Origin of the sequence: Streptomyces sp. NRRL S-920 (assembly GCF_000717945.1) — a bacterium.
GTDB classification, from domain to species: Bacteria; Actinomycetota; Actinomycetes; order Streptomycetales; family Streptomycetaceae; genus Streptomyces; species Streptomyces alboniger.
On record NZ_JODF01000031.1, the window covers coordinates 93,570 to 118,088 of the forward strand.

The window sequence follows — 24,519 nt, forward strand, 5'->3', positions numbered from 1 at the left end:
GTCCCGGACGTCAGCGCACCGGTCGCTTCCCCGAAAAGAGGGACCCTGCCGCACGCCCCCGGCGACGCGGGACGAGTGCCGCGCCCCCGACCGCCAGGGCCAGCGCCACGAAGAGGGCGCTGACCCACAGCGGTGAGCGGTAGCCGAGCCCCGCGGAGAGCGCGAGTCCGCCGGACCAAGGGCCGAGCGCGGCGCCCGTGTTGAGCGCGGCCGTGGCGAAGCCGCCCGCCAGACTGGGCGCGCCGTCCGCCGCGTAGAGGGCCTGCGAGACCAGCGTGGAGCCGACGCCGAACGACAGCGCGCCCTGGACGAGGGCCAGCACGACCGCGGCCACCGGGTGGGCCGCGGTCACCGCGAAGAGGATCCAGCCGGCCAGCAGCGCCAGTGAGCCGGACACCAGCAGGGGCAGGGGCCGAGCGTCCGCGAGGCGACCGCCCACGCCGACGCCGATGAACGAGCCGATGCCGAAGAGGGCGAGCACCACCGGCACCCAGGCCGGACGGAGGCCGGTGACCTCGGTGATCACAGGGGCCAGGTAGGTGAACGTACAGAAGGTCGCGGCGTTCACCAGCGCGCCGAGCAGCAGCGTCAGCAGGAGCCGGGGGCCGCGCAGCGCGCGCAGTTCGCCGAGCGCGCTCGGCCCGGTGGCGTCCGGCGCCCCGGCCGGCACGGCCCGCGCGATCGCGGCGAGAGCGGGCACGGACACCAGGGCCACGGCCCAGAACGCCGAGCGCCAGCCCCACACCTGGCCGAGCAGCGCGCCCGCGGGCACCCCCGCGACACAGGCGGCCGTCACGCCGCCGAGCAGCGCCGAGGTGGCGCGTCCCTTGGCGTTCGGCTCGACCATGCTCGTGGCGGTCACCAGGGCGACCGCGAGGAACCCGGCGTTGGCGAGGGCGCCCACGACGCGCGTCGCGAGCAGCACGGCGAAGCTCGTGGTGAGCGCGCCGACGACATGGACGAGCAGAAAGGTCATCAGGAAGGCCAGGAGCGCGCGCCGCCGCGAGAAGCGACGGCTCAGAGCGGCCATCAGCGGCGCGCCGACGATCATCCCCACGGCGAACGCCGAGGTCAGATGGCCCGCGGACGGGATCGAGACCTCCAGGTCCCGGGCGATGTCCGAGAGCAGGCCGGACAGCATGAACTCGGAGGTGCCTTGCGCGAAGACGGCGAGTCCGAGCAGGTAGAGGGCAAAGGGCACAGCGAAACTCCGCAACCACGATGTGGATCGATGACGATCAGGACACGGGAGCGGTGATCCGGCGGTGGTGCCACGGCCGCGGACGGCTGCGAGAAGCAGCGAACGGCTGCGTGGGGCAGCGGTCGGCTGCGAGAGGGCAGCGGGCGAAGAGCGTCAGCGTGACAGCACGGGAAGCCACCGGACGACCGGTGGCCGGAGTCTGTCGGACTCGGGGCTGGACATGGTGCGCACGGTACTCAGTCGGCGCGCACCACGTCCATGGGGTTTAGCAGGCCCTAGCGGGCATCGCTGCCCTCGTCGCCCTCGCCGTACTTCGAGGTGCCCGAATCCAGCAGCGGTTCCTGGGACTTGAGGTGCGGCGGGGCGAAGGCGCGCAGCACGTGGTAGCCCGTGATGACGACGATCGTGCCGAGCGCGATGCCGCTCAGTTCGAAGTTGTCGGTGAACTTCAGCGAGACACCGCCGACGCCGATGATGATGCCCGCCGCTGCCGGTACGAGGTTCAGCGGATTGCGCAGGTCCACCTTGGCGTTGATCCAGATCTGCGCGCCGAGCAGACCGATCATGCCGTACAGGATCACGGTGATGCCGCCGAGCACGCCCCCCGGGATCGCCGCGACGACCGCGCCGAACTTGGGGCAGAGGCCGAAGAGCAGCGCGAAGGCGGCCGCCGCCCAGTACGCGGCCGTGGAGTAGACGCGGGTGGCCGCCATCACGCCGATGTTCTCGGAGTACGTCGTGTTGGGCGGGCCGCCGACCGCGGTGGACAGTATGGAGGCGGCACCATCGGCGGAGATCGCCGTGCCGAGCTTGTCGTCGAGGTTGTCGCCGGTCATCTCGCCGACGGCCTTGACGTGGCCCGCGTTCTCCGCGACCAGCGCGATGACGACGGGCAGCGCCACGAGGATCGCCGACCACTCGAAGCTCGGCGCGTGGAAGGAGGGCAGGCCGATCCAGTCGGCGTTGCCCACGGCGGAGAGGTCCAGCCGCCAGTGGTCGACGACCTTGCCGGAGCCGTCCGCCGAGTGGATCTTGCCGAAGACCCGGTCGAGGACCCAGGAGATGCCGTAGCCGAAGATCAGGCCGAGGAAGATCGCGACGCGTGACCAGAAGCCGCGCAGGCACACCACGGCCAACCCGGTGAAGAGCATCACCAGCAGGGCCGTCCACTGGTCCTGGGGCCAGTACGTCGACGCGGTGACCGGCGCCAGGTTGAAGCCGATCAGCATGACGACCGCACCGGTCACGATCGGCGGCATCGCGGCGTGGATGATCCGCGCCCCGAACTTCTGCACCGCGAGCCCCACCAGGAACAGTGCGGCACCGACCACGAGGACGGCGCCGGTCACCGTCCCGCTGGAGCCGCCCTGCGCCCGGATGACGGCGGCGACGCCCACGAAGGAGAGCGAGCAGCCGAGGTAGCTGGGCACCCGGCCGCGCGTGGCGAGCAGGAAGATGACGGTCGCGACGCCCGACATCATGATGGCGAGATTCGGGTCGAGACCCATCAGGACGGGCGCCACGAAGGACGCGCCGAACATGGCCACCACGTGCTGCGCGCCGAGCCCGAAGGTCCGCGGCCAGGAGAGCCGCTCATCGGGCCGGACGACGGCCCCGGGGGCGGGGGTACGGCCGTCGCCGTGCAGTTTCCAGCGCACGCCGAGATCCATGGTGAGTATCGCTTTCTGTGCGCTGAGCCGGGCCGCTCTGGCGGGTATGCGTGGCCCGAAATGATCGACGCCATGTTAGTGCGACGTCAGTGCGACTTCTCTCCGGTCGCCCGGGCGCTCCCGGCCCGCGCGCCCTCGCGCCCGCCCCCGCGCCCGTCCGTGCGCAGCACGCCCGCGAAGACCGCGAGGCCGCAGGCGAGCAGCGTCACCAGGCCGAACGAGGTCACGAGGCTCGTCGCGTTCGCCAGCGTGCCGATCGCCGACGGGGCGATCAGGCCCGAGGTGTACGTGATGGTGGCGACGCCCGCGATGGCCTGGCTCGGGTTCGGGCCGCTGCGCCCCGCCGCGGCGAAGGCCAGCGGGACCACGACCGCGATGCCGAGGCCGAGCAGGGCGAAGCCGCCCATGGCCACGGCCGGGTGGGAGGCGAGGACCACGAGGAGCCCGCCGAGCGCCGCGAGCACACCGCCCGCGCGCACGGTGCGCACCGCGCCGAACCGGTTGACCACCGCGTCCCCCGCGAGCCGCGCGACAGCCATGGTGAGCGTGAAGCCGGTGGTGGACGCGGCCGCCACCCCGGCCGACGAGTCCAGGACGTCCCGCAGATAGACCGCCGACCAGTCCAGGCTCGCGCCCTCCGCGAAGACCGCGCAGAAGCCGACCGCGCCGATCAGCAGCGCCGACTTGGGCGGCAGCGAGAACCGCGGCGGCTCCTCCTCCTCGGGTGCCGCCTGGAGGTCGAGGACCCCCTGGCAGGCGATCAGGCCGAGCGCGGTGAGCGCCGCGGCGGCGAGGGCGTGGTGCAGCCGGGCGTCCGAGCCGAGGTGGGCGGCCACCGTGCCCGCGGCCGAACCGATCAGGGCGCCGACGCTCCACATGCCGTGCAGACCGGACATGATCGACTTCCGCATCCGGGTCTCGGTCTCGACGCCCAGCGCGTTCATCGCCACGTCCGACATGCCCGAGGTCGCGCCGTACACGAAGAGCGCCGGACAGAGCGTGAGCAGGTTCGGGGCGAGCGAGGGCAGGACGAGGGAGAGCGTCCACAGCGCGAGCAGCCCGCGCAGCGCGTTGCGCGCGCCGAAGCGGTGGCTGATCCGGCTCGCCAGCGGCATCGCCACGGAGGCGCCGATCGCCGGGAAGGCGAGCGCGAGGCCGAGCATGCCCGCGCTGACCGAGGCGTGCTCCTGGATCCATGGCACCCGGGTCGCGAAGGAGCCGGTGACCGCGCCGTGCACACAGAAGACGGCCGCCACGGCGATCCGCGCGCGCCGCAACCGGCTCTTGTCGTAGACCACTTCACTCATTGCGTTCCGCCCCTCCCGACAGGTGCCCCGGTACGGCGACGTAAACTATCAGGAACCCTGCCTGATAAATACGCTCTGTGGAAGGATCGCGGCATGCCTGCCTCACCGAGTACCGCTCGGGCCATCAACGACCGGCTCGCGCTGGGCCTCCTACAGAGCGAAGGGCCCCTGACCGCCAACCAGTTGAAGCAGCTCACCGGACTCTCCCGGCCCTCGGTGGCCGATCTCGTCGAGCGCCTCCAGAGCGCCGGGCTCATCACGGTCGTCGGTGAGGCGGGGGCCCAGCGGCGCGGCCCGAACGCCCGGCTCTACGGCATCGTCGCGGGCCGTGCGCACCTCGCCGCGCTCGACGTACGGACCGACAGCGTCCGTGTGGTGGTGACCGATCTGCTCGGCGCGGTCCTCGCCGAGGACTCCGCGCCCATCGGCGGCGACACCGGGACCGCCGTCGAGCGCGCCCTCACGCTCGTCGAGCGCGCCGCGCGGGAAGGCGGCGCCCAGCGGCTGCACACCATCGGCATCGGCGCCCCCGGCCTCATCGACCCCGCGACCGGCGACCTGCACGACACGTCCTCGCTGCCGGCCTGGCACCGCCGTCTCGCGGGCGCCCTCCAGGAGCGGCTCGGCGCGCGCGTCCTGGTGGAGAACGAGACCAACCTCGCCGCCCGCGCCGAACAGCGGGACGGCGCGGCGCACGACCGGGACACGTTCGTGCTGCTCTGGCTCGGCGAGGGCGTGGGGGCGGCCGTCGTACTGGACGGGGTGCTGCGCAGGGGCGCCTCGGGAGGCACCGGGGAGATCGGCTTCCTGCCGGTGCCGGGGACCGGCGCCCTGCCCTCCGCCACGGGCTGCGAGGGCGGCTTCCACTCGCTGGCCTGCGCCGCCGCGCTCCGTGACCTCGGCGCGGAGCACGGGCTGCGGAAACCGGACATGTCCGCCGCCGACGTGGTCCGGCACGCGGTGGAGGCGGGGGAGGGCGCCTTCCTGGACGCCGTCGCGGACCGCGTCGCCGTCGGTGCCGCCGCGATGGCAGCGATCCTGGACCCGGGGTGTGTCGTCCTCGGCGGCGAGGTGGGGCGCGCGGGCGGCGCCGCGCTCGCCGACCGCGTCACGGACCGCGTCACCGCCATGTCGCCCCTGCGTACGGAGGTCCGGGCGAGCGCGCTCGGCGGCTCGGCGGTCTCGCGCGGCGCGCTGCTCGCCGCCAGGGACGCGGCCCAGGACGAACTCTTCGGGCCGCGCCCCTGACCTCCCGTACCCCGCGCGCCCTCCCGGCTCGGCGCGTCAGGGGATCAGCAGGCGCCGAGGTCCTGCCACACGCCCCACTCGCCGCCGGCGCCGGGCTCGTCGCCCTTCGTCCACCACTTGGCCTTGTAGGTGTGCGACTTGTGGGACACGGTCGACCCGCTGCCGTACTCGGTGGCCGAAGTCCACGCGGGCGCCGTGCACTTGCCCGGCGTCGGCGGGTCCGTCGGGTCCGGCGGGTCCGTCGGGTCCGTGCCGGTGCCCGGCTCGACGACCGTGGTGCCGCGCGCCAGGTCACCGGCGAGCGCGTACGTCGTACCGCTGATGTTCACCGTCCAGTTCGACGGGGTCGACACCGGCAGGTAGTAGTTGAAGGAGAGATCCACGGAGGCGCCCGGCGCCAGCGACTGCCAGGCGGGCAGCTTCAGCGATACCCGGTGGAAGTCACCCTTCAGACCGCCCACATTGCTGCCGGTGTGGTCGCTGCTGATGACCTTCGTACCGAAACCGGACTGGTCGGAGGCGTTGCCCGGGGCCGAGGTGGAGTAGTCGAACTGGAACTCCGTGCCGCCCGGCAGCGCCGTCTTCGTCCTGTTGGTGATCTTCACCTTGGGCGTGATCGGGTAGTTGGAGTCGCCGAGCTTGAAGTCGCCGAACTCCACGCCGATGTCGACGGCCTTGGCGGGCAGCTCCTTGTTCGACACCTTCGCGCCGTAGGGCTTGGCGGTCTTGAACTTGTCGTACATCAGCGAGGTGAGCGTGTCGCCCATCTCGTACTGGCCCTTGGCCGCGTTCCAGCGGTAGTCGCCCGCCATCTCCCAGACCATCGTGCCGCCGATGCCCCGGTCGACCACGTAGTCGGCCTTCTTCGCCACCGACTCCTCGTCCTCCGTGGACAGGAAGACCTTCTTGTCGGCGTTCCACAGCCAGGGCGCGACCAGCGAGGAGCTGTACTTGCGGGTGTAGGTGCCGGTCAGCTTGGTGTCCGCGGGGAAGCCGTACTTGGTGACGTAGTCGCCGACGACGCCCTTCTCCAGGTTCTTGGCGTGCCACATCGGGTTGGAGCCCGCCGGGGACTCCTTGCCGTTGTCGTCCTTGTCGTGCCAGAGGTTGTCGATGCCGACCGCGCCGTCACCGCACTTGGTCAGCCCGGAACCGGCCGGGCAGGTGGCCGCCGCGGCCTTCCCCCACAGCCCGTCCGTGCCGCCCTGCACGTTCTTGTGGCCGCGCGTGTAGTACGGCAGGCCGATGTTGATGCGCCCGGCGGGCATGGAACCGCGGAAGTAGTGGTACGCCCAGTCGGTGTTCAGATAGCCGATGCCGCCGTACTGCTGGCTTCCGTAGACGCCCGCCGCGGCCAGTTCGGCGTCCTTGCCGTCATCGAAGAGCGAGGCGTTCGGACCGACGTACTCGTTCCAGGCGCCGTGCAGGTCGTACGACATGATGTTGACGTAGTCCAGGTACCTCTGGACCTGGAAGGTCTCCATGCCGCGCAGCAGATAGCCGGACGAGGGCGCCGCCACGGTGAGCATGTAGTGCCTGCCGTCGGCCGCGCCCGCCTTGTCGAGCTTCTCGCGCAGGGTCTTCATCAGCGCCGCGTAGCCCTTGACCAGGCCGCCGCGCCGGGCGTTGGAGATGGAGAAGTCGGCCGGGTGGCCCGCGTCCTTCATCGAGGTCGGGTACTCGTAGTCGATGTCGACGCCGTTGAAGCCGTACTTCTTAATGAAGGTGACGGCTGAGTCGGCGAAGGTGTCGATGCCCGCCTGGTTCACCGAGCCGTCGGCGTTGGTGGCCATCGAGTAGAAACCGCCGGAGCCGACCCGCTTGCCGTCGTCGTCGAAGTAGCCGCCGGTCTCGGCCCAGCCGCCCACCGAGATCAGCGTCTTGACGTCCGGGTGCTTCTTCTTGAACTTGTTGAGCAGGTTGAAGTGGCCCTTGTAGGGCAGCGCGGGATCCATCTCGGCGCCCTTGACACCCGGCCAGGTCATCCCGGTGGCGGCGTTCTTCTCGCCGTCGGAGCCCACGGAGAGCTTGTTGCCCTTGTCGATGTGCGCGAAGGCGTAGTTGACGTGGGTGACCTTCTCCCACGGGATGTCGGACGCGAGGTAGGCGGGCTCGCCGTTCTTTCCGGTGCGCCAGCCGGTGAAGTAGCCGATGACGCGCCGCTGGTGATCGGCGCCCATCTTCTCGCGGCCCTCGCTGTCGTAGACCGAACAGTAGGGAACCTCGACCCCGGGCGTGCGGTAGAGGCCGTCGGGGCGGCAGGACGCGTTGTCGGCGGCGTGCGAGGCGCCTGGGGAGACCACGCTGAGCAGCATTCCGGCGACGGCGGCGCCGGTCGCCAGCAGAGTGGTTCTCGCGCGGCAGAGGGACGGCAAGGGAGCCTCCAGGGACGGGGTGGGACGCGGACGGGGGCGGAACACAACACAGCTGGCACAGATGTGAATCGTTCCGGGGCCCGGCGTGCGCATACCGTCCGGCTCCGGTTCCTCCGAGGTGACGCAGAGATTAAAAGGACTAGACCAGTCGGTCAATAGGTCTGGACCAAGTTGTTGAAGAGATGATTGAATGATGTTGCTGTGAGCCAGCCCACAGGAGATCGCCCGCATGGCCGTCGATCGGGCGTGGCAGACTGGCCTCGTACCAGAAGCAGCGCACTCCGGGGTCGGTGTAATTCCGAACCGGCGGTTACAGTCCGCGACCCGGCCGCCTCCAGCGGCCGGTTGACCAGGTGAAATTCCTGGACCGACGGTGAAAGTCCGGATGGGAGGCAGTGCGCGGCGGGCGGGCATCTCTGCACGCCGCCGTCTTGGCTTGTTCCTGGCTCGGGTCAGGAGTGGTTCCTGGTTTCGGCCAGGAGTGGTTCTCGGGCTTTCCCGAGGACAGGTCTCATTCGGCGTCGACGTGTCTCCAGGTGTCGCTGCCCGTACGTGTCGTCGCCATCGACAGCCCCGGAGTCCGTGCCCGAAGAGGCAGGAGGACCCGGTGGCCACCGCCGTAGCCGAAGCAGCCGCCATGCGGCGTGCCATCACGCTGGCCGCGCTCGGCCTCGGAGCCACGAGCCCCAACCCCGTCGTCGGCTGTGTCGTGCTCGACGCGGGTGGCGAGGTCGTCGGCGAGGGCTGGCACCAGCGCGCCGGTGGCCCGCACGCCGAGGTCAACGCCCTGCGCGCGGCGGGCGACAAGGCGCGCGGCGGCACCGCCCTCGTCACGCTGGAGCCCTGCAACCACACCGGCCGCACCGGCCCGTGCGCACAGGCCCTCATCGACGCCGGTATCGCCCGCGTCGTCTACGCGGTCGGCGACCCGAACCCCACCGCGACCGGCGGCGCCCAGACCCTCCGCACGGCAGGGATCTCCGTCGAAGCGGGCCTGCTGGAGGCGGCGGCCGCCGAGGGGAACGCCGCCTGGCTGACCTCCGTACGCCTCGGCCGCCCGCACGTCACCTGGAAGTACGCCGCCACGCTCGACGGCCGGATCGCCGCCGCCGACGGTACGAGCCGCTGGATCACCTCCGCCGAGTCCCGCGCCGACGTCCACCGGCTCCGCGCCGAGTGCGACGCCGTCGTCGTCGGCTCGGGCACCCAGCGCGCCGACGACCCGCACCTCGCCGTGCGGGGCATCGAGGGCGCCGTCCAGCCGTTGCGGGTCGTCGTCGACACGAACGGCACCGCCGTCGCGCCCGGCGCCCGCGTCCTGGACACCGCGGCGCCGACGCTGATCGCGCTCGCGGACGGCGTCACGCCCGCGTACGAAGCCGGAGCCGACGCGGGAGCCGAAGCCCGGGCCCACACCGCGGAGACCGTCCGACTCCCGCGCACCGAGGCAGGGTTGGACATTCCAACCCTGCTCGATGTGCTCCACGCGCGCGGGGTGCGCTCCGTCCTCCTCGAAGGCGGCCCGACGCTCGCCGGGGCCTTCGTCGCCGCCGGCGCCGTCGACCGCGTCATCGCCTACCTCGCCCCCGCCCTGCTGGGCGCGGGCCCCGCCGCCCTGACCGGTGGCGGAATCACGACCATCACCGAAGCGTTGCGGCTCGACGTGAGCGAGACCGTCCGCATCGGACCCGATCTGCGCGTCACCGCGACCCCCGTAGCGAAGGAGCACTGAAGTGTTCACCGGAATCGTCGAAGAGCTGGGCGAGATCACCGCCGTCGAGAACCTCCCCGACGCGTCCCGGTTCCGCCTGCGCGGCCCCGTGGTCACCGAGGGCGTGGGGCACGGCGACTCCATCGCCGTCAACGGCGTCTGTCTGACGGTCGTGGAGCACGAGGGCGACGAGTTCACCGCCGACGTGATGGCCGAGACCCTGAACCGCTCCAGCCTCGGCGCGCTCACGGTCGGCTCCCGCGTCAACCTGGAGCGCCCCACCTCGGTCGGCGCGCGCCTCGGCGGGCACATCGTGCAGGGGCACGTCGACGGGACGGGCGAGATCGTGGAGCGCAAGCCCTCCGAGAACTGGGAGATCGTCAAGGTCTCCCTCCCCGCGGGCCTCTCCCGCTACGTCGTGGAGAAGGGCTCCATCACCGTCGACGGCGTCAGCCTGACCGTCGTCGACGCGGGCCCCGACTACTTCACCATCAGCCTGATCCCCACCACGCTCGCGCTGACCACGCTCGGCATCAAGCAGCCCGGCGACCCGGTCAACCTCGAGGTCGACATCATCGCCAAGTACGTGGAGCGCCTCCTCGGCGACCGCGCCACCGGCTCCGTCCAGGCTCAGGAGGCCACCCAGTGAACTGGCTCAACGCCGAGGCCTTCACCGCCTTCGACCAGCACATCATGTGGTCCGACATGATCGGCAACACCGTCGGCCTCGTCGCCCTCGCGCTCGGCTGGCGGCGTTCGATATGGACCTGGCCCGCCCAGTTCCTGTCCGGCGTCATCCTCGTCGCCGCGTACGCCTCCGCGCAGCTGTCCGGCGGCGTCGGCAAGCAGCTCCTCGTCATCGGTGTCGCGCTGTGGGGCTGGCGGCAGTGGACGCGCGGCAAGCAGCAGGCGCAGGACGGCTCCATCGCCATCCGGTTCGCGAGCTGGAAGGAGCGGTGGATCCTGCTCGCGGGCACCGCCGTCGGCACCCTCGCCGTCGGCGCCCTGTTCACCGCCGTCCCCTCGCTGTCCTGGAACCCCTGGCCGGACGCCTACATCTTCGTCGGCACCCTCGCCGCGATGGTCGCCCAGGCCCGTGGCCTCGTCGAGTTCTGGTTCGCCTGGCTGCTCGTCGACGTGGTCGGCGTACCGCTCGCCTTCAGCAGCGGCCTCGCCTTCTCCGGCCTCGTGTACGTCGTCTACCTCGCCCTCGTCCTGTGGGGCATGCGCGACTGGTGGCTGCGCTCCCGCGCGGCGGCCTCTCAGCCCGTCATGGAAGGAGCCCCGGCATGACTGCCCACCCGTCTCCCGCCACCCCCCTGAACGAGGCGCTGACCGCCGCCCCCTCGGGCCCCCGGCTCTGGTACAGCACCGACAACGCCGAGGACCTCTCCCTCGACCCCGTCGAACAGGCCATCCGCGACATCGCGGCCGGCCGCCCCGTCGTGGTCGTCGACGACGAGGACCGCGAGAACGAGGGCGACCTCGTCGTCGCCGCCGAGAAGGCCACCCCCGAGATCGTCGCCTTCATGATGAGCGAGTGCCGCGGCCTGATCTGCGCGCCCATGGAGGCCGACGAGCTGGACCGGCTGCGGCTCCCGCAGATGGTCGAGCACAACACCGAGTCGATGAGCACGGCGTTCACCGTCTCCGTCGACGCCTCCGCCGCGCACGGCGTGAGCACCGGCATCTCCGCCGCCGACCGCGCCACCACCCTCCAGCTCCTCGCGGGTGGCGCGGCCACGGCCGACGACTTCGTGCGGCCCGGGCACATCTTCCCGCTGCGCGCCCGCACCGGCGGCGTGCTCGCCCGCAACGGCCACACCGAGGCCGCCGTCGACCTCGCCCGCCTCGCGGGTCTGCGCCCGGCCGGCGCCATCGTGGAGATCGCCGGTGAGGACGGCAAGATGCTCCGCCTGCCGGAACTGATCCCCTTCGCCCGCAAGCACGGCCTGACGATCATCTCCATCGAGGACCTGATCGCCTACCGCCGCTCCGCGGAGCCCACCGTCCGCCGCGAGGCCGAGGTGCGGCTGCCCACGGCCTACGGCGACTTCACCGCGTACGGCTACCGCTCGACCGTCGACGGCGTCGAGCACGTCGCCCTCGTCCACGGCGACGTCGGCGAGGGCGAGGACGTCCTCGCCCGGCTCCACTCCGAGTGCCTGACGGGCGACGTCTTCCACTCGCTGCGCTGCGACTGCGGCCCGCAGCTGGAGGAGTCCATGCGGCGCATCACCGAGGAGGGCCGCGGCGTCGTCGTCTACCTCCGCGGCCACGAGGGGCGCGGCATCGGCCTGCTCTCCAAGCTGCGCGCGTACGAACTCCAGGAGCGCGGCAGCGACACCCTCGACGCCAACCTGGAGCTGGGCCTGCCCGCCGACGCGCGGGACTACGGCGCGGGCGCCCGGATCCTGGACGACCTGGGCATCCGCAGCGTCCGGCTGATGACCAACAACCCCGACAAGGTCGACGCGGTCCTGCGGCACGGCCTGCGGGTCAGCGCACGCGAGCCCATGCCCGTCCAGGCGGGCGAGCACAACCTCCGCTACCTGCGCACCAAGCGGGACCGGATGGGCCACGACCTGCCCTGGCTCGACGCCCCCGGCGTCTCCGCCTGCGGCAACCAGTAAGCACCCACCCCTGTCAACGGACCGAAGGAGAAGCGCGTGAGCGGCAAGGGCGCACCCGAACTGAGCGTGAAGAACTGCGGCGACCTGCGGGTCGCGGTGATCGCCGCGCAGTGGCACGAGAAGGTCATGGACGGCCTCGTCGACGGCGCCCTGCGCGCCCTGGGCGAGCTGGGCATCAGCGAGCCGACCGTCCTGCGCGTGCCGGGCAGCTTCGAGCTGCCGGTCGTCGCGAAGGTCCTCGCGGGCCGCGGCTACGACGCGATCGTGGCGCTCGGCGTCGTGATCCGCGGTGGCACCCCGCACTTCGAGTACGTGTGCCAGGGCGTCACCCAGGGCCTCACCCAGGTCTCCGTGGACACCGGGGTGCCGGTCGGCTTCGGCGTGCTGACCTGCGACACCGAGGAGCAGGCCCTGGACCGCGCCGGCATCGAGGGCTCCAGCGAGGACAAGGGGCACGAAGCGGTCACCGCGGCCGTGGCCACCGCGACCACGCTCCGTACCGTCTCCGAACCCTGGCGCTGAGCGGCGCCGCCCGGCCGCGTAGAGTGAACGGCATCATGTCCAATAAGACTTTCGAGGCGCTCTTCACCGAGCTCCAGCACAAGGCCGCCAACGGCGACCCAGCGACCTCCCGCACCGCCGAGCTGGTCGGCAAGGGCGTCCACGCCATCGGCAAGAAGGTCGTCGAGGAGGCCGCCGAAGTCTGGATGGCCGCCGAGTACGAGGGCAAGGAAGCCGCCGCCGAGGAGATCTCGCAGCTCCTGTACCACGTGCAGGTGATGATGGTCGCCCGCGGCATCTCCCTCGACGACGTGTACGCCCACCTCTGAGCCGTACGCCAGCCAACCCCGCTCAACCCCCTTCACGCAAAGGAATCCGACCTCATGCTGCGCATCGCCGTCCCCAACAAGGGTTCACTGTCCGGACCTGCGTCGGCGATGCTCCATGAGGCCGGATACCAGCAGCGCAAGGAGTCCAAGGAACTCGTCCTGGTCGACCCCGAGAACGAGGTCGAGTTCTTCTACCTGCGCCCCAAGGACATCGCGATCTACGTCTCGGCCGGCCGGCTCGACATCGGCATCACCGGCCAGGACCTGCTGGTCGACTCCGGTGCCGACGCCGAGGTGATCCTGCCGCTCGGCTTCGCACGCTCCACCTTCCGCTTCGCCGCCAAGCCGGGCACGGCCACCGGCATCGAGGACCTCGCGGGCAAGACCGTCGCGACCTCCTACGAGGGCATCGTCGCCAAGCACCTCGCGAACAGCGGCGTCGACGCCTCCGTGGTCCACCTCGACGGCGCCGTCGAGACCGCCATCGAACTCGGCGTCGCCCAGGTCATCGCGGACGTCGTGGAGACCGGCACCTCCCTGCGCAACGCGGGCCTTGAGGTCTTCGGCGAGCCGATCATGAAGTCCGAGGCGGTCGTCATCCGGCGCACCGGCGCCGACGGCGACGAGCCGAAGGTGCAGCAGTTCCTGCGCCGCCTCCAGGGCGTCCTGGTCGCCAGGTCGTACGTGATGATGGACTACGACTGCCGCGCCGAGCACCTGGAGCAGGCCGTCGCCCTCACCCCGGGCCTCGAATCGCCGACGATCTCCCCGCTGCACAACGAAGGCTGGGTGGCCGTGCGCTCCATGGTCCCCGCCAAGGAGGCACAGCGCGTCATGGACGACCTGTACGCCATCGGCGCGCGGGCCATCCTGACCACCGCCATCCACGCCTGCCGTCTCTGACCCGGCCGGAGCCCGCATCTCATGTCTGACCTCCCCGCCCTGCCCGTCACCTTCCGCCCCAAGCGGACCCGGGCCGTCATGCTCACCGCGGGCGCCGCGATGTTCGTGGTCCTCACGGTGATCGCCCTGATGCTGCCCAAGCTCAGCCCGGGGGAGCGGACCAGCTTCATCCTCACCGGCGCGCTGCTCTTCGGCGTCCTCGTGCTGCTTAGCAGGCCCAAGGTCGTCGCCGAGGAGTCCGGCGTGACCGTCGTCAACATCGCGACCAGCCGGCGTCTGGCCTGGGCCGAGATCGTCCAGGTCACCCTCCGCCCCGGCGACCCGTGGGTGTTCCTGAACCTCAGCGACGGCACCAGCCTGCCCGCCCTGGGCATCCAGCCGGGCATCGCCAGGCAGCAGGCCATCGCCGACTCCCAGGCACTGCGCGCGCTCGTCGAAGCCCGCACGCCGCTCGGGGACTGACGTTCCACGCAGCGCCTTGACGTTCTGATTAATCTGGTGGCGGGGCACGCAAGGTGTGCCGCCCCGCCCCTGACGGGCCCGCCCGGCCCCCGGGGGCCCCTGCTATCCGAGGAGTGACTCCCTCCGGCGATGGACGGATCGTCCTGTAGTACCTGCGCCGCCCCCTCCCGGTGTCCCGGGACCCGTACGACCTGGGAGGCGGCGGTATGACAGTCCCCCTCCTGCTCCTCGCGGCGGCATTCCTGCTGATCCTCGCCAACGGCTTCTTCGTGGCGGCCGAGTTCGGCCTCGTCACCGTCGAGCGGCCCGACGCGGAGAAGGCCGCCGCCGACGGCGACCGCCGCGCCCGTACGGTCGTCAGCGCCCTCAAGGAGCTGTCCTTCCAGCTCTCCGGCACCCAGCTCGGCATCACCATCACCTCGCTCGTCGTCGGCATGCTCGCCGAACCGGCCCTCGCGCACCTGCTCGCGGGCCCGTTCACGGCGATCGGTGTCCCCGAGGGCGCCGTCGGCGGTGTCTCCGTCGTGGTCGGCATGCTGCTCGCGTCCGCCGTGCAGATGGTCATCGGCGAACTGGTCCCCAAGAACTGGGCGGTGTCCAGGCCGCTCCAGGTCGCGCGGTTCGTCGCGGGCCCGCAGCACGCCTTCTCGCGGCTCTTCCGGCCCGTGATCGCCCTTTTGAACGCGGTGGCCAACCGCCTGGTGCGCGCCCTCGGCGTCGAGCCCGCCGAGGAGCTGGCCTCGGCCCGCACCCCCGGCGAACTGGTCTCCCTGGCCCGGCACTCGGCCCAGGCCGGGGCCCTGGAGCAGCACACCGCCGACCTGTTCGTGCGCACCCTCTCCCTCGGCGAGCTGACCGCGCAGCACGTCATGACGCCGCGCGTGAAGGTCAGCGCGCTCCAGTCGTCGGCGACCGCCGAGGACGTGGTGAACCTGACCCGCGCCACCGGCCTGTCCCGCTTCCCGGTCTACCGCGAGCGGATCGACGAGATCGTGGGCATGGTCCACCTCAAGGACGCCCTCGCCGTGCCCGCGCACGACCGGCTGCGCACCCCCGTCGGCCGCATCGCGCAGTCCCCGCTCCTGGTCCCCCAGACGCTCCCCGTGCAGCCCCTCCTGGGGCGGCTGCGCAGCGAGCAGCCGATCGCCGTCGTCGTCGACGAGTACGGCGGCACGGCGGGGGTCGTCACCCTGGAGGACATCGTCGAGGAACTCGTCGGCGAGGTGCGCGACGAGCACGACCTGCTGGACGTGCCCGAGCTGTGCGCGGCGCCGCCCGAGGACGGCAGGCCCGCGTGGGACGCCGACGGCGGCTGCCGCGTCGACAGCCTCCGCCGCATAGGACTCGACGTACCCGAAGGGCCCTACGAAACCGTCGCGGGCCTCGTCGCCGATCTCCTCGGCCGCATCCCGGCCCCCGGCGACCGGGCCGAACTCCCGGGCTGGCGGCTTTCGGTGCGCCAGGTCGGGCACAACCGCGCCGAACGGGTCAGGATCGCCATGACGGCGGACGCCCCGGCCCCCGTAGCCGCCGCGGAGGCACTCCGATGAGCCTGCTCCAACTCCTCTTCGCTCTCCTGCTGGTCCTCGCCAACGGCTTCTTCGTCGGCGCCGAGTTCGCGCTCGTATCGGTGCGCCGCAGCCAGATCGAGCCCCTGGAGACCAAGCGGGCCCGCCAGGTGCTCTACGGCCTCGAACACCTGCCGCAGATGATGGCGGCCGCCCAATTCGGCATCACCGTCTGCTCGTTGACGCTCGGCGCCGTCGCCGAGCCGACCGTCGCGCATCTCCTGGAGCCGGTGTTCCACGCTATCCACCTCCCCGAGGGCATGATCCACCCCCTCGGGTATGTGATCGCGCTCGCCGTCGTCGTCTTCCTGCACCTCGTCGTCGGCGAGATGCTTCCGAAGAACCTCGCGATGGCGGCCCCCGAGAAGACGGCGCTCTGGTTCAGTCCGGGCCTGGTCGCCTTCGCCCGCCTGTGCCGGCCGGTGACGGTCGCGCTCGGGGCGTGCGCCCGGGTCGTCCTGAAACTCTTCCGGGTCGAGCCCAAGGACGAGGTCGAGGCGGTCTTCACCAGCGAGCAGCTCAACCGCCTCGTCGAGGACTCCGGCCAGGCGGGGCTGCTCGGCCCCGAGGAGCAGGAGCGCCTGGAGGACGCCCTGGAGCTGGGCTCGCGCCCGGTCACGGACGTGCTCCTGGACCGCGCCGCGCTGGTGACCGTGGCCGCCTCGGTCACCCCGGGCCAGATCGTCGAACTGACCGGACGCACCGGCTACTCCCGCTTCCCGGTCCGCGCGGAGAACGGCGCCTTCATGGGCTACCTCCACGTGAAGGACGTACTGGATCTGGAGGACACCGACCGCGCCGTGCCGCAGCAGGTGTGGCGGCCGATGACCACGCTGCGGGCGGAGCTGCCGCTGGACGACGCGCTGACCGTGATGCGCCGCGCCGCGACGCACCTGGCGCAGGTCGCCGACGCGTCGGGGAAGGTGCTCGGCCTGGTCGCCCTGGAGGACGTCCTCGAACTCCTGGTCGGCGAGGTCCGCGACCCGGCGCACCGCGTCGCGGTACCGCGCAGGGCCCAGGAGGCCAAGGGAGCGACGAGCGCCCACCAGAGACTGGACGGCAGCCTGGACGACGCCCTCGTCGGATGACGGGCGGGCCGCGGGACCGGGCTCGGAGCCTGCGTCAGAACTCCGGCGCGTTCCGCGGCCCCCGCCCCGAGAGCACCTCTCCGTACGCCTGCATCAGATCCGGCAGCCGCAGCGTCGACAGGTCCTCGCGCCCCGGCTCGCCGGGGTAGCCGGAGAGCCGCAGATCGCGGTAGGCGCAGCTCTTCTCGTAGAGCGTGCGCAGGAAGCGGCCGTTGCCCAGCTCGTCGATCCAGGCCTGGTCGACGACGTGCCCGCTGATGGAACGCAGCTCCTCCAGGGCCTCCTCGTCCCACACGTCGCCGTTGTCGGCGGCCAGCACCTCGCCGATCGCGGTCAGTTCGAGGGGGCGGTACGAGGGGAAGTCGACGCGTGTCGTGAAGCGCGAGGACAGCCCGGGGTTGGCGGCGAGCAGCCGGTCCATGCCCTCGGGGTAGCCCGCGAGGATCACGACGAGGTGGTCGCGGTTGTCCTCGGCGCGCTTGAGGAGGACCTGGAGGGCCTCGTCGCCGTACGCGTCGCCCTTGCCGTAGCCGGAGTTGGACAGGGAGTACGCCTCGTCGACGAAGAGGACACCGCCGATCGCCGAGTCGATCAGCTCATTGGCCTTCACGGCCGTCTGGCCCAGGTACTCACCGACGAGATCGGCGCGCTGCGCCTCGACGAGGTGGTCGCCGCCGAGCAGCCCGAGCGCGTAGAAGACCCGGCCGAGGATGCGGGCCACGGTGGTCTTGCCGGTGCCCGAGGGGCCGGAGAAGACGAAGTGTCGTTTCGGCGGCTGTACGGGCAGACCTTGCGCGGCCCGCAGGCGTGCCATGTTCAACTGCGCGGAGAGCGCTTTGACTTGGCGCTTCACCGGCTCCAGGCCCACCATGCACTCCAGCTCGGAGAGCGCGGCCTCCAGGAGCGCGGGGTCGGTGGGGCCCGGTGGCAGCTGCGTGCGGCCCGGCTTGATCGGGATGATCGCCTTCTCGCGGACGGCGTCGGCCTCGGAGCGGCCCGCCGCGCCCTTCTGCCCCGGCGGTGTGCCGGGTCCCGGCGGGCCGCCGCCCGGTGGCGGTTCGGGGCCGGTGACCTTCACGTCGCGGCCCTCGGTGCCGAAGAGCACGTCGATGCCGTCGGGCCCCTCCAGCGCGTCCTGGCCGCCGCCCGCCATGCTGATCGCGGCGGCCAGGTCGGCCGCTTCGTCGTAGCCGTCGCCCTCGGCGATCGCGGCGAGCCGCGCCGAGGTGTCCATGAATGAGGAGTCGACCCGGTGTACCGCCCGGTACAGCGGCAGCGCGGCCGCCGAGCGTCCGGTGCCCTCGCGCGCGCGGGCCAGCCAGTAGCGCAGCTCCTTGCGCTGGGGCTGCTCGCTGCGACAGCGCATCAGGGCGGCGGACAGCAGCGGCTCGGCCTGCCCGTACATCTCCAGGCGCACGCGGGCCATGCCGCCGAAGAGGCCGGCCTCGATGCCGAGCATCGGGTCGTCGATCAGCGGGTCCGTGTGCCGCACCAACTGCTCCCAGTCCTTGACCAGGTAGGAACGGCAGGCGTGCAGGAAGCGCACCTGCGGATCGGCGTCGACGGGCGGCAGGCCCGCGAGCGCCCGGTCGAGTTCGGGGACGTGGCGGCCGTCCAGCCAGTGCGAGGCGTGCGCGAGCAGCAGATCGCGGGTGCTCTCCAGGACGGGCTGGACCCACCAGCCCAGCCAGTACCAGGAGTTGAGGGCGCGCGCGTGCCGTACGCGCTGGTCCCCGAACCGGTCCCGGTGCTGGAACATCCGCAGCAAAGCCGTCGTCGTCTCGACGCGCAGCGCGTGCAGCCCGAGCCAGCCGTCGGCCATCCCCGGATCCAGCCGTACCGCCGTGCGGAACTCCTCCTCCGCCTGCGGGTAGGCGCCCATCGTGTAGGCGTCGACGCCCCTCAGCCAGGCGAGGTCGGCCGGGGCGGGTGAGCCCACCGCGTCGAAGTCCATCACGTCCCCCACAAACCGTGCCCCCGTTTGCGTACCACCGGGCCGGTGCCCGTCGGCCACTGCGCTGAACCGCCGTGCTGTGGACGGGAGTTGTTCCGGCGCGCAGAGCAGCCGTCCGAAAAAGGCGCACCGTTAGGCATCGTACCTGCGGGGGAGCGGTCGGCCGTAGGGTGCCGCACCGGCGGATCGGCCGGAAAAGGAGCATCGAGGAACGCGCCCGATGGTGACCGAGGGTGAGCGAATGGCGGTCAATGGCGGCCGGAAATCGGACTCCTAGGGCAGAACGAAGCCCCCGATCACGGGGGAACAACCGGGGGCTTCGCGTCTGCGGGCGGCCTCGAAAGGCCGCACATTCAGAACGTAAGTCCTGTAAGGCCCCTCGGTCAAGCGGAGTTGGGGCACTCATGAAAACTCGCCGGGTCAAGTGGAAGGCGCTTTCCGGAGGTTCAGCGGACCGCCGATGACCCATCACCCTGCGTGACGATCTGGGTCCCGACTGGCGTCCCACTGGGCCCCGGCAGTACCTCGTACCCCTCTGGGCACTGTCGCACCAGAAGGTCGGCGAAGGGCCGCGAGGGGTCCTCGGCGAAGTGCCGCAGTTCCGCCGGCTCCCACCCGTCCCAGAAGTCCCTCTGGACCGCCCCGTCCCGATGGCGCCCCCGCCGCCATGCCTCCTCGCGCGGCACGTCCATCCACAGCACGGCCGCGAGGCGCGCCCGCAGCGCGCGGCGGCCCGCGCCGACCCCTTCGACGATCACCACGGGCGCGGGCGGCAGGCTCTCCTCGGCCGGACCGAAGCGGCGTTCCGTCCAGTCGTACGTGGCATAGCGCGCCGTCTCCCCGCGCGAGAACGGGCCGAGGATCTGCCGCCCCAGCCGTTCCGTCCAGTCGAACAGCTCCTCGTGGCTCGCGATGTCGTCGAGCCGCAGGACCGGCGCGCCGCCCAGCGCCTCGGCCAGGCGCCGCGCGAACGTCGACTTCCCCGAGCCCGCGTGCCCGTCCACGGCGATCAGCCGGACGGGGCCGCAGGAGGGCGGCAGCCGGCGCAGGGCGCCGGCGAGGCGGGGGAGCGGGGTGTGCGGGGCGCGCGGGTCAGGGGTCATCATCGGCAAGCGTACGACCGCGGAAGCAGGTGTTCCGCGCGCCGACGCTGGTCATGCCAGTGGTTGAGGCCAATATTGACGCGCGCGGCGGTGTCCGAAGCGCTGGCAGAAGTCGGCCGGGACCGGCCATAGTTGGCCCACTTCCGCGCATCCGTCCCGACCTTTCCGGATCCCGCCGGAAACCACGTCGACTGGGGGTCCCCCTGATGGACCGAGCTGACCGACCCGACCGTCCCGACCCTTCCGACAGAGCAGAGCGAGCAGAGAGAGCAGGCCGAGCAGAGCGAGCAGACGGCATGTCCCGCAGAACCGTGCTCGGTACGGCCGCCGCGGTGGCGGCCCTCGTGGCGACCACGGGCCCCGCCCTGGCCGCGGGGAGCCCGCCCGCCCCCCGCCGCACGCCGCGCGCGGACCGCTTCGTCGACAACCGCTTCTGGACCTCCTGCGCGGACTGGCGCACCGGTACCGCCGAGGGCACCGCCGTCGTCTCCGGCGCCCGCCCCGGCCTGCGCGTCGCGAAGCCCGCGGGCCGCACCGACTACACCGACCCGCACACCGGCACGACCGCCACCTGGGAGTACGCCCGGTGGACCTCGCCCACGCACCGCTCCACGGTCCCCGCGACGGAACTCATCGCGTCCTGGAACGCGCGCACCCCGGCCGGCACCTGGCTCCAGGTCGAGCTGTGCGCCACCTACGCGGACGGGACGCGGAGCCCCTGGTACGTGATGGGCCGCTGGGCCTCGGGCGACGACAAGGAGACCGACATCCGGCGGACCTCCGTCGACGACCAGACCGACGGCAAGTCGACGGTCTGGACGGACACGCTCTCCCTGGACGACGCCGTCGCGGGCCCGCGCGTCACCGCGTACCAGCTGCGCCTGACGCTGTACCGCAGGCCGGGCACCACCGTGACGCCCACGGTGTGGCGGCTCGGCGCGATGGCGTCCGCGGTGCCCGACCGCTTCACGGTCCCCGCCTCGGACCCGGGCCTCGCCAAGGAACTGGAGGTCCCGCGCTACTCGCAGGAGATCCACATCGGCCAGTACCCGGAGTACGACAACGGCGGCGAGGCCTGGTGCAGCCCCACCTCCTCGCAGATGATCATCGAGTACTGGGGGCGGAGGCCGACGCCCGAGGACCTGGCCTGGGTGGACCCCTCCTACGCCGACCCGCAGGTGTGCCACGCGGCCCGCTTCACGTTCGACTACCAGTACAACGGCTGCGGCAACTGGCCCTTCAACGCGGCGTACGCGGCCACGTACAGGGATCTCCAGGGCGTCGTGACCCGCCTCGCCTCGCTGACCGAACTGGAGTCGCTGATCGCCGCGGGCATCCCGGCCATAACGTCCCAGTCGTTCCTCAAGGAGGAGCTGACGGGCGCCGGGTACGGCACGGCGGGCCATCTGATGACGGTCATCGGCTTCACCGCGGCCGGCGACGTGATCGCCAACGACCCGGCCTCGCCGAGCAACCCGGCGGTGCGCCGCGTCTACAAGCGGCGCGAGTGGGAAAATGTCTGGTTGCGCACCAAGCGGTACAACGCCACCGGCAAGGTCGTCTCCGGCACCGGTGGCGTCTGCTACCTGTACTTCCCCACCAAGCTCTCCACCGCGCAGAGGCGGGCCCTCGCGGCGGTCGGCGTCCGGTGATCCGGGTCCGGCCGCGTCCGGTGACGCGCGTCCGGTGACCGGCCTTGTCGGGGATGCGGGCCGTGCCGCCCGCATCCCCGGCGAGGGTCACGTCGCCGGATTCACCACCCAGTCCGGGTGCCCGGGCATCGGCGGGGTCTTCGCGCCGTACAGCCACGGGCGCAGGAAGCCCTCCAGATCCTCGCCCGCCACCTTCGACGCCAGGTCGATGAAGTCCTGGGTGCCGGCCGTGCTCCCCTTGAAGCCGCTCACCCAGGCCCGCTCGATCCTCTGGAACGTCTCCTCGCCGACCTGCTCGCGCAGCGCGTACAGGACGAGTGCCGAGCCGTCGTACCGCATGCGCTTGAAGAGGTTCGGCTCGGTCGGCTCGGCAGGGGCGCCGAAGTCCTTGCGCCACTGGTCATGTGCCGCGTACGCGGTCTTCATCGCGGCCTCGAAGCTGTCGCCGCCGTGGGCCTCGGAGTACAGCCGCTCGTAGAACCGGGCGTGCCCCTCGCTCACCCACAGGTCGGACCAGCTCTTCAGGGCCACGCTGTCGCCGAACCACTGGTGGGCCAGCTCGTGCACCAGGTTCCGCTCGGCGTCCACCTTCGTGCCGAGCAGGTCGGCCTTGGGGACGAGCGAGAGCGTCTGGGTCTCCAGCGCCACCCCCAGGTCGGTGTCGCCGACGAGGATGCCGTAGCGGTGGAAGGGGTACGGGCCGAGCTTCTCCTCCAGCCATTTCAGATGGCCGGGGGTCAGCCCCCGGTACTCGGCCGTCGGCTCGACCAGCGCGCTCGGGACGACGTCCCGCAGCGGCAGCCCGCCGGGCCCCTCGCTGTCGACCAGCCGGAAGTCACCGACGGCCAGCTGCACCAGCTGGGTGGAGAGCGGCTGCTCGGAGTCGTAGGTCCAGCGCACCCGGTCGCCGGGGGCCGAGGTGCGCGAGACCAGCTTGCCGTTGGCGACGGCCGTACGGTCCTTCGGCGTGGTGATGCGGAAGGTGATCGGCGCGCGCTGACTCGGGTGGTCGTTGGCCGGGAAGATCAGCCGGGCGCCGTTCGGCTGGGGGTAGACCACCGTGCCGTCGGGCGTGGGTATCCAGCCGTAGTCCTCGATCGCGTCGTCGCGGTGCCGGGTCTGGGTCGGGTCGGCGGTGTAGGTGACCTTGACCGTGAAGGAACTTCCCGCGCGGAGGGGGGACTTGGGCGTCACGGTCAGCTCGTCGCCCTCGCGGGACGCGCCCGCCTTCGAGCCGTTCACCGTCACGGTGTGCAGGGTGTTGCCCGCGAAGTCCAGGTTGAAGCGGGACAGCGCCTGCGTGGACGTGGCTCTGATGGTCGTCGTCGCCTCGAACGGCGTCCTCGGCGCCTGCCAGTCGAAGTCCAGGTAGTAGCGGTCCACCCGGTATCCGCCGTTCCCGTCCAGCGGGAACATCGGGTCGCCGAGGCCGGGAGCGCCCGGTGAGGGCTTCCCGGTGGGGGCCTGCGCGGCCTGTGAGGCCGGTGCGGTGAGGGCGGCCGCCGCGGTGATCGTGGCCGCGAGGGCGAGCCGCGCTCGGCGGCGGGTCGTCCGGTTCGTGCTCATCGGGAACCTCTCGGTCGGATGCTGCGCGGACGTACGTGGTGTCCCGTCCTAGACGCACCGATCTCCGTCCGAGTTGCGGGGTGACCAAGCTCTCTCCCACAAGGCCGCGTCCGGCTGGCATGGTGGAGGGGTTCTCAGTGGGGGGATGCCACTGCCAGACGAACGTCAGCGAGAAGACATGACCGCGACCTCTGCCACCGCCGTCCGCGTGCGGGCCCGTACCGGCGGCCCCAAGGAAGACGAGCCGAAGCTCCTGGAGCACCTCGCGGGCTGGACCCTGGTCGTCGTCCTCGCGATGCTCGTCACCCAGGCCGGTCTGCTGTGACCCCGCTCGCATAACCACCCGCGCCGTCGCCGCCCGCACCGCCCCTGTCGCCTTCGTCGTCGAGGTCCGCCCGCCAGTGCCGATGCGGGACGCCGACCAGGCCGTACAGGCGGCGCACCGGTGAGCGCCCGTGCAGCAGCGTGACTCCCGCCACCACCGCGAACAGCGGCAGGCCGAGCCACCCGCCGGCCAGGCGCACCAGCACGCTCGCGCAGAGGGCGCCCGCGAACGGCAGGCCGTAGACCCCCGCGGCCGCGATGGCGATGCCGAGGATCCTCGGCACCTGGCGGTCCTCGTCGGCGCCCGGCAGCGACCAGCCCTCCATGAGCCAGCCGATCTCGGTCATCAGCATGGTGCCGATCACGGCGGCCCCGAAGAGCAGCAGCGCCAGGAACGTCCCCGACGTCACGAAGTCCAGTACGTGATTGACGACGCTGTCCCCGCGCCAGCCGGCGAAGTCCTCGGCGCCCTGGGAGAGGAAACGCTCGTACCCCCGGCCGTCCCAGCCGTGGATCAGCGTCCCGAACAGCAGGAAGTACCCGCCCACGCTCTGGAGGTACGCCCAGTAGCCCGCCCCCACGAGGACCAGCGACTGCGCCACGAGGAACCCGAGGATCGCGGCGAACGGGATCCCGCCCGCGTAGAGGAGCACGAACCCCGCCCACACGCCCTCGTGGCCGTCCGCGACGTGCATGGTCGCCCAGGCCGGGTTCTGCCACAGCAGGAAGAGTCCCGTCGGCACCATCAGGACGGCGGCGAAGAGCGCGGTCAGCGCCAGGTACGGGTTGGCGGCCCGGCTGCGCGTGCGCGGCCCCTCGCCCGCGTTGATCCGCTCCCACACCTGCAACTGCCGCCCCGCGGAGAGCGCGGACGTCGCGCCGATCGCGTACGCCCAGAAGAGGGCGGCCTGGATCTGGATCACG

General features: G+C 71.8%; 21 protein-coding genes and 1 riboswitch. Of the genes, 13 read left to right on the forward strand and 8 right to left on the reverse strand.

The window, feature by feature from the left end; genetic code table 11:
- Positions 1-10: 10 nt before the first annotated feature.
- From IG54_RS0122545 to IG54_RS0122555, 3 genes are all read right to left on the reverse strand, one after another.
- On the reverse strand, positions 11-1,201 hold the full coding sequence (locus IG54_RS0122545) for a Cmx/CmrA family chloramphenicol efflux MFS transporter (protein ID WP_030787324.1): 1,191 nt from the start codon (positions 1,199-1,201) through the stop codon (positions 11-13).
- A 275-nt stretch (positions 1,202-1,476) separates the two neighbouring features.
- Positions 1,477-2,871: a uracil-xanthine permease family protein gene (locus IG54_RS0122550; RefSeq protein WP_030787327.1), complete on the reverse strand. Its 1,395-nt coding sequence runs from the start codon at positions 2,869-2,871 to the stop codon at positions 1,477-1,479.
- Between the two features lie 86 nt (positions 2,872-2,957).
- Complete coding sequence (locus tag IG54_RS0122555) at positions 2,958-4,178, reverse strand: MFS transporter (protein ID WP_030787331.1); 1,221 nt, start codon at positions 4,176-4,178, stop codon at positions 2,958-2,960.
- Between the two features lie 93 nt (positions 4,179-4,271).
- On the opposite strand from IG54_RS0122555, the gene IG54_RS0122560 reads away from it, so the two are divergent.
- Positions 4,272-5,426 carry an ROK family transcriptional regulator gene (locus IG54_RS0122560; RefSeq protein ID WP_030787333.1) on the forward strand — a complete coding sequence of 385 codons (1,155 nt, stop codon included), beginning with the start codon at positions 4,272-4,274 and terminating at the stop codon, positions 5,424-5,426.
- A 44-nt stretch (positions 5,427-5,470) separates the two neighbouring features.
- Here the strand turns inward: IG54_RS0122560 and IG54_RS0122565 are convergent, their stop codons facing one another.
- Positions 5,471-7,741 (reverse strand): chitinase C-terminal domain-containing protein, encoded by a 2,271-nt coding sequence (locus IG54_RS0122565; RefSeq protein WP_234336306.1) that lies wholly within the window; start codon positions 7,739-7,741, stop codon positions 5,471-5,473.
- 332 nt (positions 7,742-8,073) lie between these two features.
- A riboswitch (FMN riboswitch) is annotated at positions 8,074-8,204 on the forward strand.
- A gap of 234 nt (positions 8,205-8,438) precedes the next feature.
- Here IG54_RS0122565 and ribD point away from each other — a divergent pair.
- From ribD to IG54_RS0122615, 10 genes are all read left to right on the forward strand, one after another.
- Entirely contained in the window at positions 8,439-9,533 is a 1,095-nt protein-coding gene (gene ribD / locus IG54_RS0122570) for a bifunctional diaminohydroxyphosphoribosylaminopyrimidine deaminase/5-amino-6-(5-phosphoribosylamino)uracil reductase RibD (protein WP_030787339.1), read from the forward strand.
- Between the two features lies 1 nt (position 9,534).
- The gene (locus IG54_RS0122575; protein WP_030787342.1) at positions 9,535-10,161 is read left to right on the forward strand and encodes a riboflavin synthase; all 627 of its coding nucleotides are present in this window, start codon (positions 9,535-9,537) and stop codon (positions 10,159-10,161) included.
- A gap of 44 nt (positions 10,162-10,205) precedes the next feature.
- A complete protein-coding gene (locus IG54_RS0122580; protein ID WP_051819805.1) occupies positions 10,206-10,805 on the forward strand; it encodes a nicotinamide mononucleotide transporter family protein in 600 nt (199 codons plus the stop codon).
- Positions 10,802-12,145 (forward strand): bifunctional 3,4-dihydroxy-2-butanone-4-phosphate synthase/GTP cyclohydrolase II, encoded by a 1,344-nt coding sequence (locus tag IG54_RS0122585; RefSeq protein ID WP_158708907.1) that lies wholly within the window; start codon positions 10,802-10,804, stop codon positions 12,143-12,145. The genes IG54_RS0122580 and IG54_RS0122585 overlap by 4 nt, the downstream gene beginning before the upstream one ends.
- 36 nt (positions 12,146-12,181) lie before the next feature.
- The gene (gene ribH, locus IG54_RS0122590) at positions 12,182-12,667 is read left to right on the forward strand and encodes a 6,7-dimethyl-8-ribityllumazine synthase (RefSeq protein ID WP_030787349.1); all 486 of its coding nucleotides are present in this window, start codon (positions 12,182-12,184) and stop codon (positions 12,665-12,667) included.
- 35 nt (positions 12,668-12,702) lie between these two features.
- Positions 12,703-12,975, forward strand: coding sequence for a phosphoribosyl-ATP diphosphatase (locus IG54_RS0122595; protein WP_030787352.1), 273 nt, complete (start codon positions 12,703-12,705; stop codon positions 12,973-12,975).
- 54 nt (positions 12,976-13,029) lie between these two features.
- Positions 13,030-13,878 (forward strand): ATP phosphoribosyltransferase, encoded by an 849-nt coding sequence (gene hisG / locus IG54_RS0122600; protein ID WP_030787355.1) that lies wholly within the window; start codon positions 13,030-13,032, stop codon positions 13,876-13,878.
- A gap of 21 nt (positions 13,879-13,899) precedes the next feature.
- Positions 13,900-14,340 carry a PH domain-containing protein gene (locus IG54_RS0122605; RefSeq protein WP_030787358.1) on the forward strand — a complete coding sequence of 147 codons (441 nt, stop codon included), beginning with the start codon at positions 13,900-13,902 and terminating at the stop codon, positions 14,338-14,340.
- A gap of 206 nt (positions 14,341-14,546) precedes the next feature.
- Positions 14,547-15,890, forward strand: coding sequence for a hemolysin family protein (locus IG54_RS0122610; RefSeq protein WP_030787362.1), 1,344 nt, complete (start codon positions 14,547-14,549; stop codon positions 15,888-15,890).
- Positions 15,887-16,996: a hemolysin family protein gene (locus IG54_RS0122615; RefSeq protein ID WP_030787365.1), complete on the forward strand. Its 1,110-nt coding sequence runs from the start codon at positions 15,887-15,889 to the stop codon at positions 16,994-16,996. Before IG54_RS0122610 ends, IG54_RS0122615 begins: the two co-directional genes overlap by 4 nt.
- Positions 16,997-17,030: 34 nt before the next feature.
- Here IG54_RS0122615 and IG54_RS0122620 read toward each other — a convergent pair whose 3' ends face one another.
- Positions 17,031-18,950: an AAA family ATPase gene (locus IG54_RS0122620; protein ID WP_030787368.1), complete on the reverse strand. Its 1,920-nt coding sequence runs from the start codon at positions 18,948-18,950 to the stop codon at positions 17,031-17,033.
- A gap of 446 nt (positions 18,951-19,396) precedes the next feature.
- Positions 19,397-20,056 (reverse strand): AAA family ATPase, encoded by a 660-nt coding sequence (locus IG54_RS0122625; protein WP_037897564.1) that lies wholly within the window; start codon positions 20,054-20,056, stop codon positions 19,397-19,399.
- A 293-nt stretch (positions 20,057-20,349) separates the two neighbouring features.
- On the opposite strand from IG54_RS0122625, the gene IG54_RS0122630 reads away from it, so the two are divergent.
- On the forward strand, positions 20,350-21,705 hold the full coding sequence (locus IG54_RS0122630) for a peptidase C39 family protein (RefSeq protein WP_030787374.1): 1,356 nt from the start codon (positions 20,350-20,352) through the stop codon (positions 21,703-21,705).
- 87 nt (positions 21,706-21,792) lie between these two features.
- Here the strand turns inward: IG54_RS0122630 and IG54_RS0122635 are convergent, their stop codons facing one another.
- Positions 21,793-23,271 (reverse strand): M1 family metallopeptidase, encoded by a 1,479-nt coding sequence (locus tag IG54_RS0122635; protein WP_078594379.1) that lies wholly within the window; start codon positions 23,269-23,271, stop codon positions 21,793-21,795.
- 178 nt (positions 23,272-23,449) lie between these two features.
- Between IG54_RS0122635 and IG54_RS41400 the strand changes: the two genes are divergently transcribed.
- Positions 23,450-23,596, forward strand: a complete 147-nt coding sequence (locus IG54_RS41400; protein ID WP_106977062.1) for an SCO1431 family membrane protein — start codon at positions 23,450-23,452, stop codon at positions 23,594-23,596.
- On the opposite strand, the gene IG54_RS0122645 is transcribed toward IG54_RS41400, so the two are convergent.
- Positions 23,574-24,518 carry a hypothetical protein gene (locus IG54_RS0122645; RefSeq protein WP_234336304.1) on the reverse strand — a complete coding sequence of 315 codons (945 nt, stop codon included), beginning with the start codon at positions 24,516-24,518 and terminating at the stop codon, positions 23,574-23,576. The two genes, IG54_RS41400 and IG54_RS0122645, sit on opposite strands and share 23 nt — an antisense overlap.
- Position 24,519: the final 1 nt, after the last annotated feature.